The organism is Cupriavidus necator A5-1 (assembly GCF_000744095.1).
GTDB classification, from domain to species: domain Bacteria; phylum Pseudomonadota; class Gammaproteobacteria; order Burkholderiales; family Burkholderiaceae; genus Cupriavidus; species Cupriavidus necator_A.
Window position 1 is genome coordinate 3,547,431 of record NZ_JQLI01000001.1, and the last position, 15,775, is coordinate 3,563,205.

General features: G+C 65.5%; 10 protein-coding genes and 1 pseudogene. 3 read left to right on the plus strand and 8 right to left on the minus strand.

Going from position 1 to position 15,775, the window contains the following annotated elements:
- Window positions 1-360: 360 nt before the first annotated feature.
- From K307_RS15800 to K307_RS15810, 3 genes are all read left to right on the plus strand, one after another.
- Complete coding sequence (locus K307_RS15800) at window positions 361-2,832, plus strand: DUF3772 domain-containing protein (RefSeq protein WP_042882131.1); 2,472 nt, start codon at window positions 361-363, stop codon at window positions 2,830-2,832.
- 201 nt (window positions 2,833-3,033) lie between these two features.
- Window positions 3,034-3,390, plus strand: coding sequence for a hypothetical protein (locus tag K307_RS15805; RefSeq protein ID WP_042879469.1), 357 nt, complete (start codon window positions 3,034-3,036; stop codon window positions 3,388-3,390).
- 208 nt (window positions 3,391-3,598) lie between these two features.
- On the plus strand, window positions 3,599-4,990 hold the full coding sequence (locus K307_RS15810) for an IS4 family transposase (protein ID WP_230625707.1): 1,392 nt from the start codon (window positions 3,599-3,601) through the stop codon (window positions 4,988-4,990).
- Window positions 4,991-5,070: 80 nt separating this feature from the next.
- On the opposite strand, the gene K307_RS15815 is transcribed toward K307_RS15810, so the two are convergent.
- From K307_RS15815 to K307_RS46190, 8 genes and pseudogenes are all read right to left on the minus strand, one after another.
- Complete coding sequence (locus K307_RS15815; RefSeq protein ID WP_042879472.1) at window positions 5,071-8,187, minus strand: efflux RND transporter permease subunit; 3,117 nt, start codon at window positions 8,185-8,187, stop codon at window positions 5,071-5,073.
- 6 nt (window positions 8,188-8,193) lie between these two features.
- Complete coding sequence (locus K307_RS15820) at window positions 8,194-9,354, minus strand: efflux RND transporter periplasmic adaptor subunit (protein WP_042879474.1); 1,161 nt, start codon at window positions 9,352-9,354, stop codon at window positions 8,194-8,196.
- Window positions 9,355-9,356: 2 nt separating this feature from the next.
- Complete coding sequence (locus K307_RS15825; RefSeq protein WP_042879475.1) at window positions 9,357-10,805, minus strand: TolC family protein; 1,449 nt, start codon at window positions 10,803-10,805, stop codon at window positions 9,357-9,359.
- A gap of 219 nt (window positions 10,806-11,024) precedes the next feature.
- On the minus strand, window positions 11,025-11,429 hold the full coding sequence (locus K307_RS15830) for a hypothetical protein (protein ID WP_042879478.1): 405 nt from the start codon (window positions 11,427-11,429) through the stop codon (window positions 11,025-11,027).
- A gap of 542 nt (window positions 11,430-11,971) precedes the next feature.
- The gene (locus K307_RS15835; RefSeq protein WP_042879481.1) at window positions 11,972-13,009 is read right to left on the minus strand and encodes an IS110 family transposase; all 1,038 of its coding nucleotides are present in this window, start codon (window positions 13,007-13,009) and stop codon (window positions 11,972-11,974) included.
- Window positions 12,945-14,428 (minus strand): annotated as a pseudogene (locus K307_RS15840) (dihydrolipoyl dehydrogenase). Before K307_RS15840 ends, K307_RS15835 begins: the two are co-directional and overlap by 65 nt.
- A 162-nt stretch (window positions 14,429-14,590) precedes the next feature.
- A complete protein-coding gene (locus K307_RS15845) occupies window positions 14,591-15,322 on the minus strand; it encodes a glutathione peroxidase (protein WP_042879483.1) in 732 nt (243 codons plus the stop codon).
- 119 nt (window positions 15,323-15,441) lie between these two features.
- On the minus strand, window positions 15,442-15,681 hold the full coding sequence (locus tag K307_RS46190; protein WP_230625709.1) for a DUF2798 domain-containing protein: 240 nt from the start codon (window positions 15,679-15,681) through the stop codon (window positions 15,442-15,444).
- Window positions 15,682-15,775 lie beyond the last annotated feature (94 nt).

The window sequence follows — 15,775 nt, forward strand, 5'->3', positions numbered from 1 at the left end:
ATTTTCGCGCGCGGTGCGCCATGCGCCACACCACGAGGCCGTGTGATCTGAACGCTCTCGTATAATTCCCCGGCTGCGGCGAGCTGGATCGACCAGCCCTGCCGCCCTCGGTCAGCACACCCCGTGCCACGCATCCCGGCCTGCGGCGCAGCCCGCCGCGCTTCGTGCCCTGACCAGATTTCGCTGAAGCGGCGAGCCGGCGAGCGGCCCGCCCTTCCCATGTTCATCGCCGGTGTCCCGGCAGTTCCGTATCCCGATCGCCGCTGCGCTGCGTAGCCCCCGCACACGCCGCCCTGCCAGCGCGATCCATTGCCGATGCCGGACCTGCCGGAAGCCGTCACCATCCGACGAGATTCCGCCATGAGCAAAGCTTCACGGCTCGCACTGGGCCTTGCGCTCGCTGCGCTATGCCACCTGATGCCGGCCACGCTGCCGGCCGCCGCTGCCGCACCTCTCGCAGGCAAGACCGCCTCCGAGGCCGAGGCACAGCAGCCGCCCGCGCTCACGCACGGCGAAGCCGCCGCCGAACTCAAGCGCCTGCAGACCGAACAGGACCACATCAAGCAAGCGGCCTCCGATCCGGACGGCAACACCAAGCTGGACGACCTCGACAATGCGCTGCACAAGCTCGACGCCGACGTCGACAAGCTGACCTCGGTGCTGACGCCGCAGCGTGCGCAGTTGCAGGCACAGCTCGACGTGCTCGGCCCGCCGCCCACGGACGGCACCACCAAGGAGGCGCCCGCCGTGGTCCGCCAGCGCGCCGAGCTGAACGCGCGCCGGATGCAGCTGGACGCACAGCTCAAGCAGGCCGCGGAAAGCAAGGAGAACGTTGCCAACCTGAGCGAGCAGATCGGGCGGCTGCAGCGCAGCCACCTGAAAGACCAGCTCGCGCTGCGCTCGGAGAGCATCCTCAACCCGCAGTTCTGGCAGCCGCTGTTCAGCCCGTCGCCGGAAGACCGCGCGCGCATGGATACCTTCCGCGACCAGGTGGTGCCGATGGTGCAGCTCGCCTGGCAGCCGTCGCAGCGCGCGGCCACCATCGCCTTGCTGCTGCTGGCGCTCGCGGTCTGGACGCTCGGCCGGCGCCTGGCCGAGCGCGCGCTGGCGTGGTTCTGCCTGACCAGGCTGCCCGAGACACGCCTGCGGCGCAGTGCGCTGGCACTGGCGACCACGCTGGCGACCGTCGCCACCACCGGGCTGGCGGTGCAGCTGGTCTACAACGCCTTCACGCGCCACTATGAACTGCCGCCGGACCTGATGGCGCTGTACGCCCAGCTGCTCAAGCTGACGATGACCAGCGCGCTGATCGCGGGCCTGGGCCGCGCGCTGCTGTGCACGCGCCATCCGTCGTGGCGGCTGCCGGCGATGGCCGATCCGGTCGCGCTGGCGATGAAGCCCTTCCCTGCCGTGCTGGCGGGGCTGTTGCTGCTGGCCGGCACGCTCGAACAGCTCAACCGGATCGCCGATACCAGCGTGCAGGTCACGCTGCTGGGGCGTGGACTGGTGTCGCTGGTGGTGGTGCTGACCATCGGCGCGGCGCTGCTGCGCGCCAACCGCGTGCGCAACGTGCTGGCCGCCGCGGGCGAGCGGCCCGAGGCACGCGCCACGCTGGCGGGCATGATCCACGCCGGCGTGTCGGTCATCGTGCTGGTGTCGATGGTGGCGCTGCTGGCCGGCTATATCAGTTTTGCCCGCTTCCTGACCTACGAGCTGGTCTGGTTCGACATCGTGCTGTGCAGCCTGTACCTGCTGACGCAGGTCACGCGCGACGTCTGCGAAAGCCTGCTCTCCACCAACTACGCCAGCGGCCGCGTCATCAAGCAGCTGTTCGGCGCCGACGATGCGCACCTGGAGCAGGCCTCGACCATCCTCTCGGGCATCGGTGCCAGCGTGTTGCTGCTGGTGGCGGTGCTGGCGCTGCTGACCGGCGGCTTCGGCACCACGCCGGCGGACCTGCTCAACAGCCTGGTGATGGTGCTGGGCGGCGAGAAGCTGCGCAGCCTCAACATCATGCCCGACCGCATCCTGAACGCACTGGTCGCGCTGGGCGTCGGCATCTGGTTGCTGCGCTCGGTGCGGCGCTGGCTCGATGGGGAACTGCTGCCCAAGGTGTGCAAGGAGCCGGGCCTGCGCGCCTCGCTGATCACGCTGTACAGCAATGTCGGCTACGTGCTGCTGGTGCTGCTGGTGCTGTCGCTGCTGGGCGTGCGCTGGGACAACCTGGCGTGGATCGTCAGCGCGCTGTCGGTGGGTATCGGCTTTGGCCTGCAGGAGATCGTCAAGAACTTTGTCTCGGGCCTGATCCTGCTGACTGAGCGCCCGGTCAAGGTCGGCGACATGGTCAGCATCGCCGGCGTCGAGGGCGATATCCGCCGCATCAACGTGCGCGCCACCGAGATCCAGCTGGGCGACCGCTCCACCGTGATCGTGCCCAACTCGCAGCTGATCTCGCAGAACCTGCGCAACGTGACCATGAGCAACAGCACGCAGGGCGTGGCCTCGCTGCAGCTGACCTTCCCGCTGAACACCGACCCCGAACAGCTGCGCGACCTGCTGCTCGACGTCTTCCACAAGAACGAGACCATCCTGGACGTGCCCGCGCCCTCGGTCATGTTCAGCCAGCTGGCGCCCAACGGCATCACGCTGTCGGTGACCGGCTATGTCGGCAGCCCGCGCATCGCGGCCAACACGCGCAGCGACCTGCTGTTCGAGATCCTCAAGCGGCTGCGCGCCGCGGGCATTTCGCTGTCGGTGCCGCAGTCGCTGCGGCTGGAGAACATGCCGCCGCCGTTCGGCGACGCCCCGCAGCAATCACTGGCGGCGGGCTGACGGTCCCGGGCGGTCCGCGACGCGTCATGCTTCCGCCCCGCCCTCTCCTTCCACCGCCAGCGCCACCAGCCAGCGGCGGATCCGGGTCCGGTTAAAAGCAGCCGTTACAAACCTAACAAGTCGTGCGCCGTCCCGAAACACCTTGGCTGCCGCTTTGCGTGCATGATTCCTTCACACAAGCTGCATGACAAGGAGTCCGATATGCGCCCCTCCATCCGAATCGTCTCCGCGGTTGCCCTGTGCGTAGCCATGGCGGCGGCCGGCCCCGCATCGGCACGCGACCGCCACTACCACGGCGGCGGGTCGGATGCTGGAGCGGTGCTCGCAGTCGGCGCCCTGGTCGGGCTGGCCTTCGGCGCGGCCCTTGCCTCGGCGCCGGTGGTCGCCGCCCCTGTTGCCGTGGCGCCGCCTCCGGTCACGTATGCCCCGGCACCGGTCTCGTACGCCCCGCCGGCCGCCCCTCCGGGCTACTGCTACCGCGACTACGACCGCGCCTATGTCCCGTGCGGGCCCCAGCCTTCCGGCTATTACCAGGAAGCTCCGTACTACGGCTACTGAGCAGGTCCACCCTGGCTCAACTCGGAGATAAAAAATACGCCCCATGCAGACATGGGGCGTCGGTTTTAAGACGGATGGCAAGGGCCACGGGCTCTGAATAGCCACTTACGTGCCCCCCTCTCCCGCGTGCTTGCCTTTACCCACATCTCGATAGGAAAGGTTGTAAACCGGATTGGACGGTGTTAACTTCGGATGAAGTTGACAATCAGTGGTGGCAATTTTGCCTGATACGGAAGATCTGGAAGACTGGGCCAGCGACGAATTCGGTGGCGCTCAGTTGGGCGATGCACGTCGCATGCAGCGCCTTGTGGCATTGGCGCGCGGACTGGCGCAAAAAGCCCATGTTTCGTTCCCGCAGGCCTTGAGTGGTGCCCAACTCAAGGCAGCATATCGCTTCTTTGATAATGAGGCGGTTGACCCGGACGGAATACTGGCGAGCCACGTCGCTCAAACCGTGGGTCGCATGCAGCAGGTGCCTGTCGTATTGGCGGTGCAGGACACCACGGAATTCAATCTGGCAAATTTGCCTGCGACTGAGGGACTTGGTCACGGCACGGGCGGCAATTTGCACGGATTCATGTTGCACAGCGTGCTGGCGGTGACGCCTGAGGGCCTGCCACTGGGCGTGTTGAGCATGAAGACGTGGGTGCGTGCGCCTCAAGCATCGGGCAAGGCCAGGCAGCGCCGGGCGCTGTCCATTCGCGAGAAGGAAAGCGTGAAGTGGCTGGAGGGGCTGGAATGCCTTGAGCCGCTCAAGATGCAGTGTCCGGACACGCACCTTGTTGCCGTCAGCGATCGCGAGGGCGATGTGTATGACGTGTTCCTGGCGCCGCGCCCAGCGGGGGTGGACTGGTTGGTGCGGGCCGCCTGGAATCGGGGCGTGGACCACCCAGAGAAGTATCTGTGGGAGACGGTTGCCGCGGCTCCTGTACTTGGGGAGACCGTACTGCACGTGCCCAGGTCCGGCGCCAGGCAGGCACGTAGTGCCCGACTGGCTTTGCGCTGTGTGCCCGTCCAACTGCGACCGCCGCGCAGCCGCGGTGCAGAGGCTCTACCGAGTCTCGAAGTGTTTGCCATTCAGGCGCTGGAAATCGACCCGCCCGAAGGCGTTGAGCCGCTCGAATGGATGTTGCTCAGTTCGATGCCCACCCAAACGCTGGAAGATGTGCTCGAACGGCTGAGCTGGTACGCTCGTCGCTGGACCATTGAATCCTGGCATCGTGTCCTGAAAAGTGGCTGCCAGATCGAAGCCCGGCAGTTCGGGACGCTGGAGCGGTTCCTGCGGGCCACGGCCCTGTTCGCCGTAATCGGCTGGCGCATCTTGTATGCGACTATGCTGGGCCGGCTCGAAGCCGATATCCCTTGCTCGGTGCTACTGCAATCGCTCGAATGGCAGGCCTTGTACTGCCGCACGCACGGCACAACCAAGCCACCGGAGCAGGCACCCAAACTCAGCGAAGCGGTCCTTTGGATCGCCAAGCTCGGCGGCTACCTGGGTCGCAAAAACGACGATCCCCCCGGTGCTACTGTCCTCTGGCGCGGCTTCCTCGTTTTGCACGAAATCACCGAAATGTATCGGATCTTCCAGAAAAACGAGTAAGCCGCCGGAAGTTGTGGGTAAAGGCAAGCCCGCGTGCGGGAGAGGGGGGCAAACAAGCGGCATCTTCAAACGGACCAGCCTTACACCGGCACATCCCTGGTCGGATCCGGCTTGCGGTCATCAAACCAGCGATACAGCGTAGGCACCATCACCAGCGTCAGCAGCGTCGACGTAATCAGCCCGCCGATCACCACCACCGCCAGCGGCCGCTGCACCTCCGAGCCGGGCCCTGTCGAGAACAGGAACGGCACCAGCCCCAGCATCGCAATGGTCGCCGTCATCATCACCGGCCGGAACCGCTGCGTCGCACCCTGCACCACCGCTTCATCGAGCGACAAACCCGAATCGCGCAGCGTGCGGATATACGACACCAGCACTACCCCGTTCAGCACCGCCATCCCCCACAGCGCGATAAAGCCCACCGAGGCCGGCACCGACAGGTACTCGCCGGTGACGAACAGCCCGATGATGCCGCCGATCGATGCGAACGGCAGCACCGTGATGATCAGCGTGGCAAAGCGCACCGAGTTGAACAGCAGGAACAGCAGGAAGAAGATCGCGGCGATGGTCACCGGCACGATGATCTTCAGGTGGCCCATGGCCCGTTCCATGTTCTGGAACTGGCCGCCCCACTCGAGGTAGTAGCCCTCCGGCAGCTTGACCTTGGCACCGGCCGCCTGCTGCAGCTCAGCCACAAAGCCGCCGAGGTCGCGGTCCTTCACGTTGATCATCACCACCACGCGGCGCTTGGCCATTTCGCGGCTGATCTGCGCGGGGCCGTCATTGACCTCGATCCTGGCCACGCTCTGCAGCGGCACCTGCGTGCCGTTGGGCGTCGACACCAGCAGCTGGCGGATCGCCTGCACGTTGTTGCGGAAGTCCTCGGGCAGGCGCACGGCCGCGGCAAAGCGGCGTTCGCCCTCGAAGATATCCGTGGCACGCTTGCCGCCGATCGCGATCTCGATCACGTCATGGATGTCCGACACGTTCAGCCCATAGCGCGCAATCGCCTGGCGGTCGATCTCGATCGACAGGTACTGCTGCCCCGAGACCCGCTCGATACGGATGTCCTGCGATCCCTGGATGCCGCCGGCCACGCGCGAAATCTCGCCCGCCAGCTCGCGCAGCTTGTCCAAGTCGTCGCCGAACACCTTCACCGCCACGTCCGACCGCACGCCGCTGACCATCTCGTCGACGCGGTCCGAGATCGGCTGCGCCATCACGATCTGCACGCCGGGGATGGCCTTGAGCTTCTCGCGGATGGCGTTGGCAATATCGTCCTGGGTCCAGCCGTCGGGCCACTCGTCGCGGTCCTTCAGGCTGGCGATCGGGGTCGACTCGTTCTGGCCCTGCGGGTCGGCCGGGCTTTCGCCGCGGCCCACGCCGGACACCACCGACTTCACGCCCGGAACACCCAGCACCAGCTTGTTGGCTTCCTTCTCGAGCTTGACCGACTCTTCCAGCGAGATGTTCGGCACGCGGTCGATCGCGGGCACGATCGAGCCTTCCTTCATCTCCGGGATGAACGAGGTACCGAGCAGCGGCACGATCGCCAGCGTGGCGACGAAGGCCGCCACCGCGCCGATCACCGTCTTGCGGCTGTTGCCCAGCGCCCAGTGCAGCATGCGCAGGTAGTGGCGCTTCATGAACGCGATCACGCGCGTGTCATGCTCGGCACCGCCCTTGAGCAGGTAGGACGACAGCACCGGCGACAGCGTCAGCGACAGGAACAGCGAGATCGCCAGCGCGATCGAGATGGTGAACGCCAGCGGCGCGAACATCTTGCCTTCCATGCCCGACAGCGTCATCAGCGGCAGGAACACCAGGATGATGATGCCCACGCCCACGATTACCGGCGTGGCCACTTCCTGCACAGCCTTGACCAGGATCTCGGCCTTGGTCAGGCCCGGTTCCTTGTGGCCTAATCGCTCGAACGCGTTCTCGACCACCACCACCGAGCCATCGACCATCAGGCCGATGGCGATTGCCAACCCCCCTAGCGACATCAGGTTGGCCGACAGACCCACCTCGTTCATCACCATGAAGGTCAATAACGGCGTCAGCACCAGCGTGGCCAGCACGATCACCGACGAGCGCACATCGCCCAGGAACAGAAACAGCACGATCACCACCAGCACCACGCCTTCGAGCAGCACCTTGGTCACCGTCCACAGCGCGGCGTCGACCAGTTCGCTGCGGTCATAGTAAGGCACGATCTGCAGCTTGCCGGGCAGCATGCCGCGCTCGTTGATCTCGGCCACGCGTTCCTTCACGCGGCTGACCACTTCCTTGGCATTGCCGCCGCGCATCATCATGACGATGCCGCCGACCGCCTCGGTCTGGCCGTTCTTGACCAGCGCGCCCTGCCGCACCTCATGCCCGATGGTGACGTTGGCCACGTCGCGCAGGTACACCGGCGTGCCGTTGACCTCCTTGAGCACGATGCTGCCCAGGTCGTCCACGCCCTTGGCCAGGCCGACGCCGCGGATCAGGTACTGCTCGGCGTAATGCGGCAGCACGCCGCCGCCGGAGTTGGCGTTGTTGCGCGCCAGCGCCTGGTAGACCTGCTGGATCGAGATCTCGTAGTGGCGCATGCGCTCCGGGTTGACTAGTGCCTGGTACTGGCGCACGTAGCCACCCTGCGAGTTGATCTCGGCCACGCCCGGGATCGAGCGCAGCAGCGGGCGCACCACCCAGTCCTGGGCGATGCGGCGCTCGGCCAGCTCTTCCTGGGTCAGTTCGCGGTTGCCGTCGTCGGCGCGGTCCAGGGTGTACTGGTAGACCTCGCCCAGGCCGGTCGAGACCGGACCCAGCACCGGCGACACGCCTTCCGGCATGCGTCCGCCCACTTCGATCAGGCGTTCCAGCACCAACTGGCGTGCGAAATACACGTCAGTGGCGTCGGTAAACACCAGCGTGATCAGCGACAGGCCCGCCTTGTTCAGCGAGCGCATTTCTTCCAGGCCGGGCAGGCCCGTCATCGCCATTTCCACCGGCACGGTGACAAAGCGCTCGACTTCCTCGGGCGAGCGGCCCGCGGCTTCAGTGGCGATCTGCACCTGCACGTTGGTGACGTCGGGGAAGGCGTCCACCGACAGCTTGGTGGCAGCGTTCAGGCCGAAGAAGAACAGCACCACGGCAATCACGCACACCACCAGCCGCTGCTTGATGGCGGCTTCAACCAGGGATTTCATCATGTCCGATTACCCTTGCTCGATGCGCTTGCGCTCGTTGTCCAGATGGAAGGCGCCATCGACCACCACGCGGTCCCCGGCCTTGACGCCGTTCTGCACCACGCGCATGCCGTCGCTCTCGGCGCCCAGCTTGACCTTGGTCAGGCGGAACTTGTTGCCGGGCATCTCGACATAGACCAGCTCGTCGTTGCCATCACGCACCACCGCGGAAGCCGGGATGACCAGCTGGTCGACCGGCTTGCCGGCGATCAGCATGCTGGCCAGCATGGCGGGCTTGAGGCGGCCTTCGCGGTTCTCCAGCTCGGTACGGACCAGCACCGTGCGCGACTGCGGATTGACCGTGCGGCCGACGTAGATCAGCTTGCCCGTGATGGTCTCGCGGCCGGCGCCGTTGCCCAGCGACGGCACCTCGATCTCGACGCTCTGGCCCTCGGCCACCTCGGCGGCCTGCTGCTCGGGCACTTCGGCAACCACCCACACGCGCGAGAGGTCGGCCACGGTGTAGAGCGCGTCGGCCGGCTGCACCACTTGCCCTTGCGCCACGTTGCGCTCGACCACGGTGCCACTGATGCTGGAATGCACCGGCGAATGCGAGTTGATGCTGCCGTTCTTCGCCAGCTCGGCGATGGAGGCCTGCGACATGCCCAGCACGCGCAGCTGGTCGCGGTAAGCGCGCATCTCGGCCGAGGCGATCGCCAGCTCGCTCTCGCGGCGCTGCAGTTCGCCGCGCCCGATCACGTCGGCGGCAAACAACTGGCGCGCGCGCTCCGCATTGCGCACCTGCAGCTCGTGCTGCGCCTCGCTCTTCAGGAAGGCCATCTGCGCCGCGCCCAGCTCGCTGCTGTGCAGGCGCGCCAGCACCTGGCCAGCCTTCACTTCCTGGCCCAGGGTGGCGTACAGGTCAGTCACGCGGCCGGTCACGCTGGCGCCGATGCGCGACACGCGCTGCTCGTCAAAGTCGATGCGGCCGGCCACGCGCAGCATCTCGCTGAACGGGGAGGTGGCCACGGGTGCCACCTTCAGCGACTTCTGCAGGTTGCCTTCCGGCTGGATCACGCCGGGCGGCAGCCTGGGCGCTTCGGCAACGGGTTCAGGTTTATCGGAGCAGGCCGCCAGGCTGAACGTCAGGACGGCCGCGGCCGTCAGCGAAAGCAGGAAATTGGGACGCATGGTTATTTCTGTTCGATGATGGAGGTCGGCTGCAGACCCGGCGCGGCGGTGGCGCCCGGGGCGGTCGACATGAGCTTTTCGATCTGGATGGCGGCCACCTGCAGCTCGTACTGGGCGGCAATCAGCTCGTTGCGCGCGCCGCGCAGCACGCGCTGGGCATCGATGTAGTCGAGGATGCCGCGCTCGCCAAAGCGGTAGGCGGCCTCGGCCACGCCCAGCGCCGACTCGGCCTCGCGCACGATGCCGGACTCGAGCGCGGTCACCTGCGCCTGCGTGATCTCGTACTGGCGGTAGGCGGATTCCAGCTCCTGCGTGAGCTCGAACTCGCGCGCTTCCAGCGCGCTGCGCGCCTGGGTGGCCTGGGCCGTGGCCTCGCCCACCGGGCCGCTGCGGCGGTCCCACAGCGGGATGGTCATGACCAGGCCGATCTGCGAGACGTTGTTGTCAGGCTGGCGGTCGGTGCTGGCGCGCACCGCCACTTCCGGCCAGCGCAGCGAGCGCTGGTAGTCCACGCCCAGGCTGGCGCGCTCCAGCTCCATGCGGCGCTGGACCAGTTCGGCATTGCTGGCGGTCATGGTGTCGCGCAGCACCGGCAGCGGCGGCACGTCCGGCGACTGGCCCAGGGTGCCTGCCAGCGAGAACTGGCCGCCCGCCATGGCGCCGCCGACCTGCTGGCGCAGCGCCGCCTTGGCCTGGTTGACGCGCAGCTCGGCGGTCTGCTGGTTCTTCTGCGAGGCCAGCAGTTCGGTCTCGGCCTTGATCAGTTCATAGCGCGGCGCTTCGCCGACCTCCACGCGCAGACGAGCGCGCGAGTGGATCTGCCGCATCATCGCCAGGTCTTCCTCGGCGGCGTGCAGTTCGCTCTCGCGGCGCAGCACGTTGTAGTAGGCGGTCTTGACGCGAGCGGCGAGGTCGGCACGGAAACCCTGCCGCACGGCCTGCGAGGACTCCAGGCCGCGGGTGGCCATGGCTTCGCGCAGGCTGCGCTGGTGCGGGTAGTCCAGCTTCTGCACCACGGCGTAGCTGGGAGCATTGCCGCTGGTGACGCCGGGCTGCTTGCCGGACAGCCGGCCGTACATCACCTCGACCTGCGGGTTGGGATAGGCGCGGGCGCTGGTGATGGCTGCGCTGGCAGCATCGACATTCGCCTCGGCGGCAGCGACGCCCTTGTTGGTGGACTGCGCCATGTCGAGCAGCTGGGGCAGCGAGTAAGCGGGGCCGGTCTGGCCGACGGGGCGGGCCGAAACGTTCTGGGGCACCGCCGTGGCGACCAGCAGTTCGGCGCCTGGGGTGGGCAGCGTGGCAGGCCTTGAGAGGGGCGCGGTGGCTGGAGCAGCGGGTGCGGTACCCGGCGCCTTCGCGGCCGATGCGCCTTGCGCGCCGGCGTGGGCCGGAGCGGCGAGCGCGAGCAGCGAAAGCGACGCGATCAGGGTCAGCTTGGTTGTTGTCATGAGTCCGGAGTGCAAGCAATACGACGCCTGCGCCATGCCGCCGCGCGCCCCGGCGCGCACAAGTCACGGCAAGACGGAAAACGGCAGCGGCTTACCCGCGCGGCAAGGCAGCGGGCAGGCTGGCGGTATCAGGCAAGGGGGCGCGGCCCGCGGCACGGCAACTGCATGCGCAGCGCGTGCGTGCGGGAGCGAGCGGCAAGGCGTGCGTACGCCAGGCGCTCAGGAGAGGGAAATCGGTGGCCGGAAGAAAGCCGAAGGCGGCGGATCGGCGCGGCCGGGAGGAGATTGCGCGATGTCGCCGCTGGGCAGCAGCAGCTTCACCGGCGGCAGGGCAAACAGGGCACTGGATTCCTCGATCTCGTCGAGCAGGTCGAGCGGATCGAGCAGGTCGGCCGACCAGATATTGCAGTACCCGGGCGGCGGGTCATCGCAGATATCGTCGTCATGCAGGCCATCGTCGCCCGGCACGATGACCCGGCCGATATCGTCCACTGACTGCAGCGCCGCCATGTCCGCCACGTCCACGCTGGCCTGCGCCTGCAGCGGCGCGCGCGCGTCCGCCACTGCTCCAAAGGAGAGCAGCGACAGGCACATGACAGTCAGCAGCAGGAACAACAATCGCATGGTCGGGGGCGTTGGCGGCAGGAGCCGGGGTCGCCATTTTCTGGGCTAACCGGCCGTGCTGCGGTACAGCATTGTAACTTAACGATTACGATTGACAGAGAATCGTTACGTTCGTTCCCCTGGAGAGTGCCAATAGAAAGTTGCTATGAGACGTGTTAGCTGCGCAAATTGTGTCAGACAGACCTGTCTTACAAGCACGGCCCTCCCTCAGCCCGCCAGCTGCGCCGCCGCGTCGCGCAGCGCTGTGCGCAGGCCCTCTTCCATACATGGACGCCCCCGATTTGCCAAGCCTTCACGCATGACGGGTAGACAGGGTTGAGATTGCGGCCATACATCCGGACTTTTGCGAGGTAATTGCCCTCTGTCCCTGATGGAATCTGCTGATCGGGCTCTTTTCACCACCTCGCGCTCGAAGCGCCTGTGAGAGGACAGAGTATTCCGATCCCGGTCCGACCTATCTTGCCATCACGTCATGACTGCCTAAGCAATCGCTGGAGGAACCTCTATAACGTTTCCCTATGTTGCTAGCCAAACCGACCAGACTACGCGCCGGCGACAGCCGGGGGGTAATCTGGTCGGAACGTACGTCCTTGAGTCAGCAATGCCCAAACAATCCGGGCATTCCTGTTGGCCAGGGCCACCACAGCCACATTCTTGTGCCGGCGCGCCTGCAGGCTTTGAAGCCAGGCGGAGGATGGATCCTTTTTGTTTGCCGAATAGCGAACCACAGCCCGCGCCCCGTGTACCATCAGCGTGCGCAAATAGCTATCACCGCGCTTGCTAATGCCCAACAACGTCGACTTGCCTCCGCTCGAATGTTGTCGCGGAACCAGACCTAGCCAGGCCGCTAATTGGCGACCATTGGTGAAGCACTTGGCATCCCCTACGGAGGCCACTAAGGCGCTCGCCGTGATTGGCCCGATGCCAGGGATCTCCGCAAGCTTCCGACTGGCATCATTAGCGCGGTGCCACACCTTAATCAGCGTTTCAAGCTCGTCAACTTGTCGATCGAGTTCCTTGAGGTGATCCGTCAGACGCTGTATCAACAGCCGGAATGATCCAGGCAATTCATTGCTGGCATCTTCGATTAGTGCCGGTACGCATTGGGCGATGTTGGTAATCCCCTGTGGGATCACAAGACCAAACTCACCGAGCAACCCGCGGATCTGGTTAGCCTGCGCAGTGCGCGCACGCACGAAGCCTTGGCGAGCGCGATGCAATGCCAGTACAGCCTGTTGTTCGACAGTTTTGACGGGAACAAACCGCATGTTTGGGCGTGCCACCGCTTCGCAGATGGCTTCAGCATCTGCAACGTCATTCTTGTTCGTCTTCACATAGGGCTTGACGAATTGCGGTGCCATCAACCGTACCGTATGCCCGAAGCCTTGCAGCTTACGGGCCCAGAAGTGGGCGCTGCCGCACGCCTCCATGCCGATCAGGCAACATGGCAGGTTGGCAAAGAACATTGCCACCTGGTGCCGCTTGAGCTGCCTCTTCAATACTGGCTTACCGTGCTCATTCACGCCGTGCACCTGTAACACGTTCTTGGCTAGATCGATCCCAACTGTAGTAACGTTCATGATGACGCCCCCTTCGATGAGGTTGTGCTTCGACGCACTTACCACTTTGGCACATCGATGCCGTTTCGGACGGGGGCGTCCATTCCATTACCACCGGATGGTAGAACGGCATCGCCAGCATCTGCCCGATGGTCAGGCCTTGCTGGTACGACCACGCCAGCAGGTGGGCGATGTTCTCGGCACGCGGGCCGGTCCATTCAGCCCCCAGGAAGCAGCCGGTGGCCTTGTCGGCATAGACGTGCATCAGCCCGCGGTTCTTCAGCATCACGCGGCTGCGGCCCTGGTCTTCGAAGCTGACTCTGCCAGTGACGAAGTGGCCTTCGGCCAGATCGGCATAACACTGGCCGACCATGGCGATCTGTGGATCGGAGAACACCACCGCGAGCGGCGCCCGGCGCGCCAGCGGCTTCACCTGCGGATAGCTGGCGGCATTCTCGCCGGCGGCCTTGCCCTCGTCCGCGGCCTCGTGCAGCAGCGGCAGGATGTTGTTGGCATCGCCGGCAATGAATACCGGCGCATTGCCGCACTGGAGCGTCTGCGCATCGAACAGGGGCACGCCACGCTGGTCCAGCGCCAGGCCGGTATTCTCCAGGCCCAGGCCGCGCACATTGGGCTCGCGTCCGGTGGCGGCCAGCGCGTAGTCGAAGCGCTCGGTCACGCTGCGGCCTTCGCGGTCGAGATAGGTCACCACCACCTGATCGCCATCGCGCTCCATTTCGGTCACCCTGGCATTGGGGTCGAGGTAGAACTCGTCATTGAAGGTACTGGCCGCATAGGCACGGATCACCGGATCGGTCAGCGGCCCGAGCGAGCCGCTGACGCCGAACACGCGCACCCGCACGCCGAGGCGCGACAGCGCCTGGCCCAGTTCCAGCCCGATCACGCCCGGGCCGAACACCACCACGCTGGCGGGCAGGTCTTCCCACGCAAACACGTCGTCATTGACGATCAGGCGGTCGCCGAACGCCTTGAACGGCGCCGGCAGCGTCGGCGTGGAACCGGTGGCACGCGGCTGGCGCGCACGGTGGTCTGGCCGTCCACTTCCAGCGTGGTGTTGTCGATAAAGCGGGCGTAGCCGCGGATGCGGTCCGCTTCCGGGATGTTTTCCACGCCGCGCACCACGAAGCCGACGAAGCGGTCGCGTTCGCTGCGCACGCGGGCCATCACCTCGCGGCCGTCGATGCGGATCTGGCCGTCGACGTGCACGCCGAACGGCGCGGTGTGGCGCAGTTCGTGCGCTGCCTCGGCGGCGGCGATCAGCAGCTTGGAAGGCATGCAGCCCACGCGCGCGCAGGTGGTGCCGTACGGGCCGCCTTCGATGATCACGGCGCGCTTGCCGGCGGCAATCGCGGCGCGGTAGGCGGCAAGGCCGGCGGTGCCTGCGCCGATCACGGCGACGTCGGTCTGGATGGTAGTCATGGCGTACGGTTCCTCTGTTTTTATGGCGTCAAAGCGGCTCTCAATCAGCGGGCTGGATGGCACCGCCATGTCCCTCGCGCACGAAGCGGAGGGCAAGGCGGTGCCATCGGGTCCGGCGACTGCCGGATCCGCGGGGGCGGAAATCGATGGGGATCGGGTGGCTTACCTGGCCAGGTACTGCTGCAGCGCTTCGGCGCCGCCGACCAGCTTGCCGTTGATGAAGACCTGCGGTGCCGTCATCTCGCCCGACACGGCGCCCAGCATCTTGCCGCGCACCTTGTTGTCCAGCGGCACGTCGATGTAGTCGTAGCCGTTGTCGTCCAGCAGTTGCTTGGCCTTGGCGCAGAACGAGCAGCCGACCTTGGAGAACACCACCACCTGGTCAGGCTTGCGCGCATCCGGGGCGATATGGGCCAGCATGGTGTCGGCGTCGGACACCTTGAAGGGGTCGCCCGGCTCTTCCGGCTCGATGAACATCTTCTGCACCACGCCGTCCTTGACCAGCATGGAATAGCGCCAGCTGCGCTTGCCAAAGCCCAGGTCGGTCTTGTCCACCAGCATGCCCATACCATCGGTGAATTCACCGTTGCCGTCGGGGATCATGGTGATGTTCTCGGATTCCTGGTCCTTGGCCCACTCGTTCATCACGAAGGTGTCGTTGACCGACACGCACAGGATGTCGTCGACGCCGTTCTTCGCGAACACCGGTGCCAGTTCGTTGTAGCGCGGCAAGTGCGTGGACGAGCACGTCGGCGTGAAGGCGCCCGGCAGCGAGAACACGACCACGGTCTTGCCGCTGAACAGTTCGCCGGTGGTGATGGTCTTCCACTCATTGTCTTCCCGCACGCGGAAAGCGACATTGGGAACGCGTTGGCCTTCACGGGATTCCAGCATCAGATCACTCCTTGGTCTAAGTTCAGTTAATTGTTTCGGCTGCATCTAGCAGCGGAGGGCTCACTCCCCTTCAATTCAGAAGGGCGTACTTTGTATCCATTCTTTATGACACCGTGATGCTAAGAATTGGTTGTCATTCGCTCCACCATACGTCGAATAAACGGAGCCGCCAACAGCACAACCGGTAACATGGTGAGCCAGGAAATGCTCCAGGACCTTAGCCATTGCTGAAAGAACAAGCCCTCTTCTGCAAATGGAATGCTTGCGATGGCAGCAGCGATGGCACAGGTTAATCCGGCCTGGATAACGCCATAGACGAAATGGCTGTAGCGTGAAGGCAGCTTAAGCATTTGGGTCATCCCTCTACCTTTGAACCAGACATTGATGTGCCGGCCGCCCCATGGCCGCGCCAGGAGAAGTCGCCTCCTGGCGCATGGGGTCATGCTTACATCA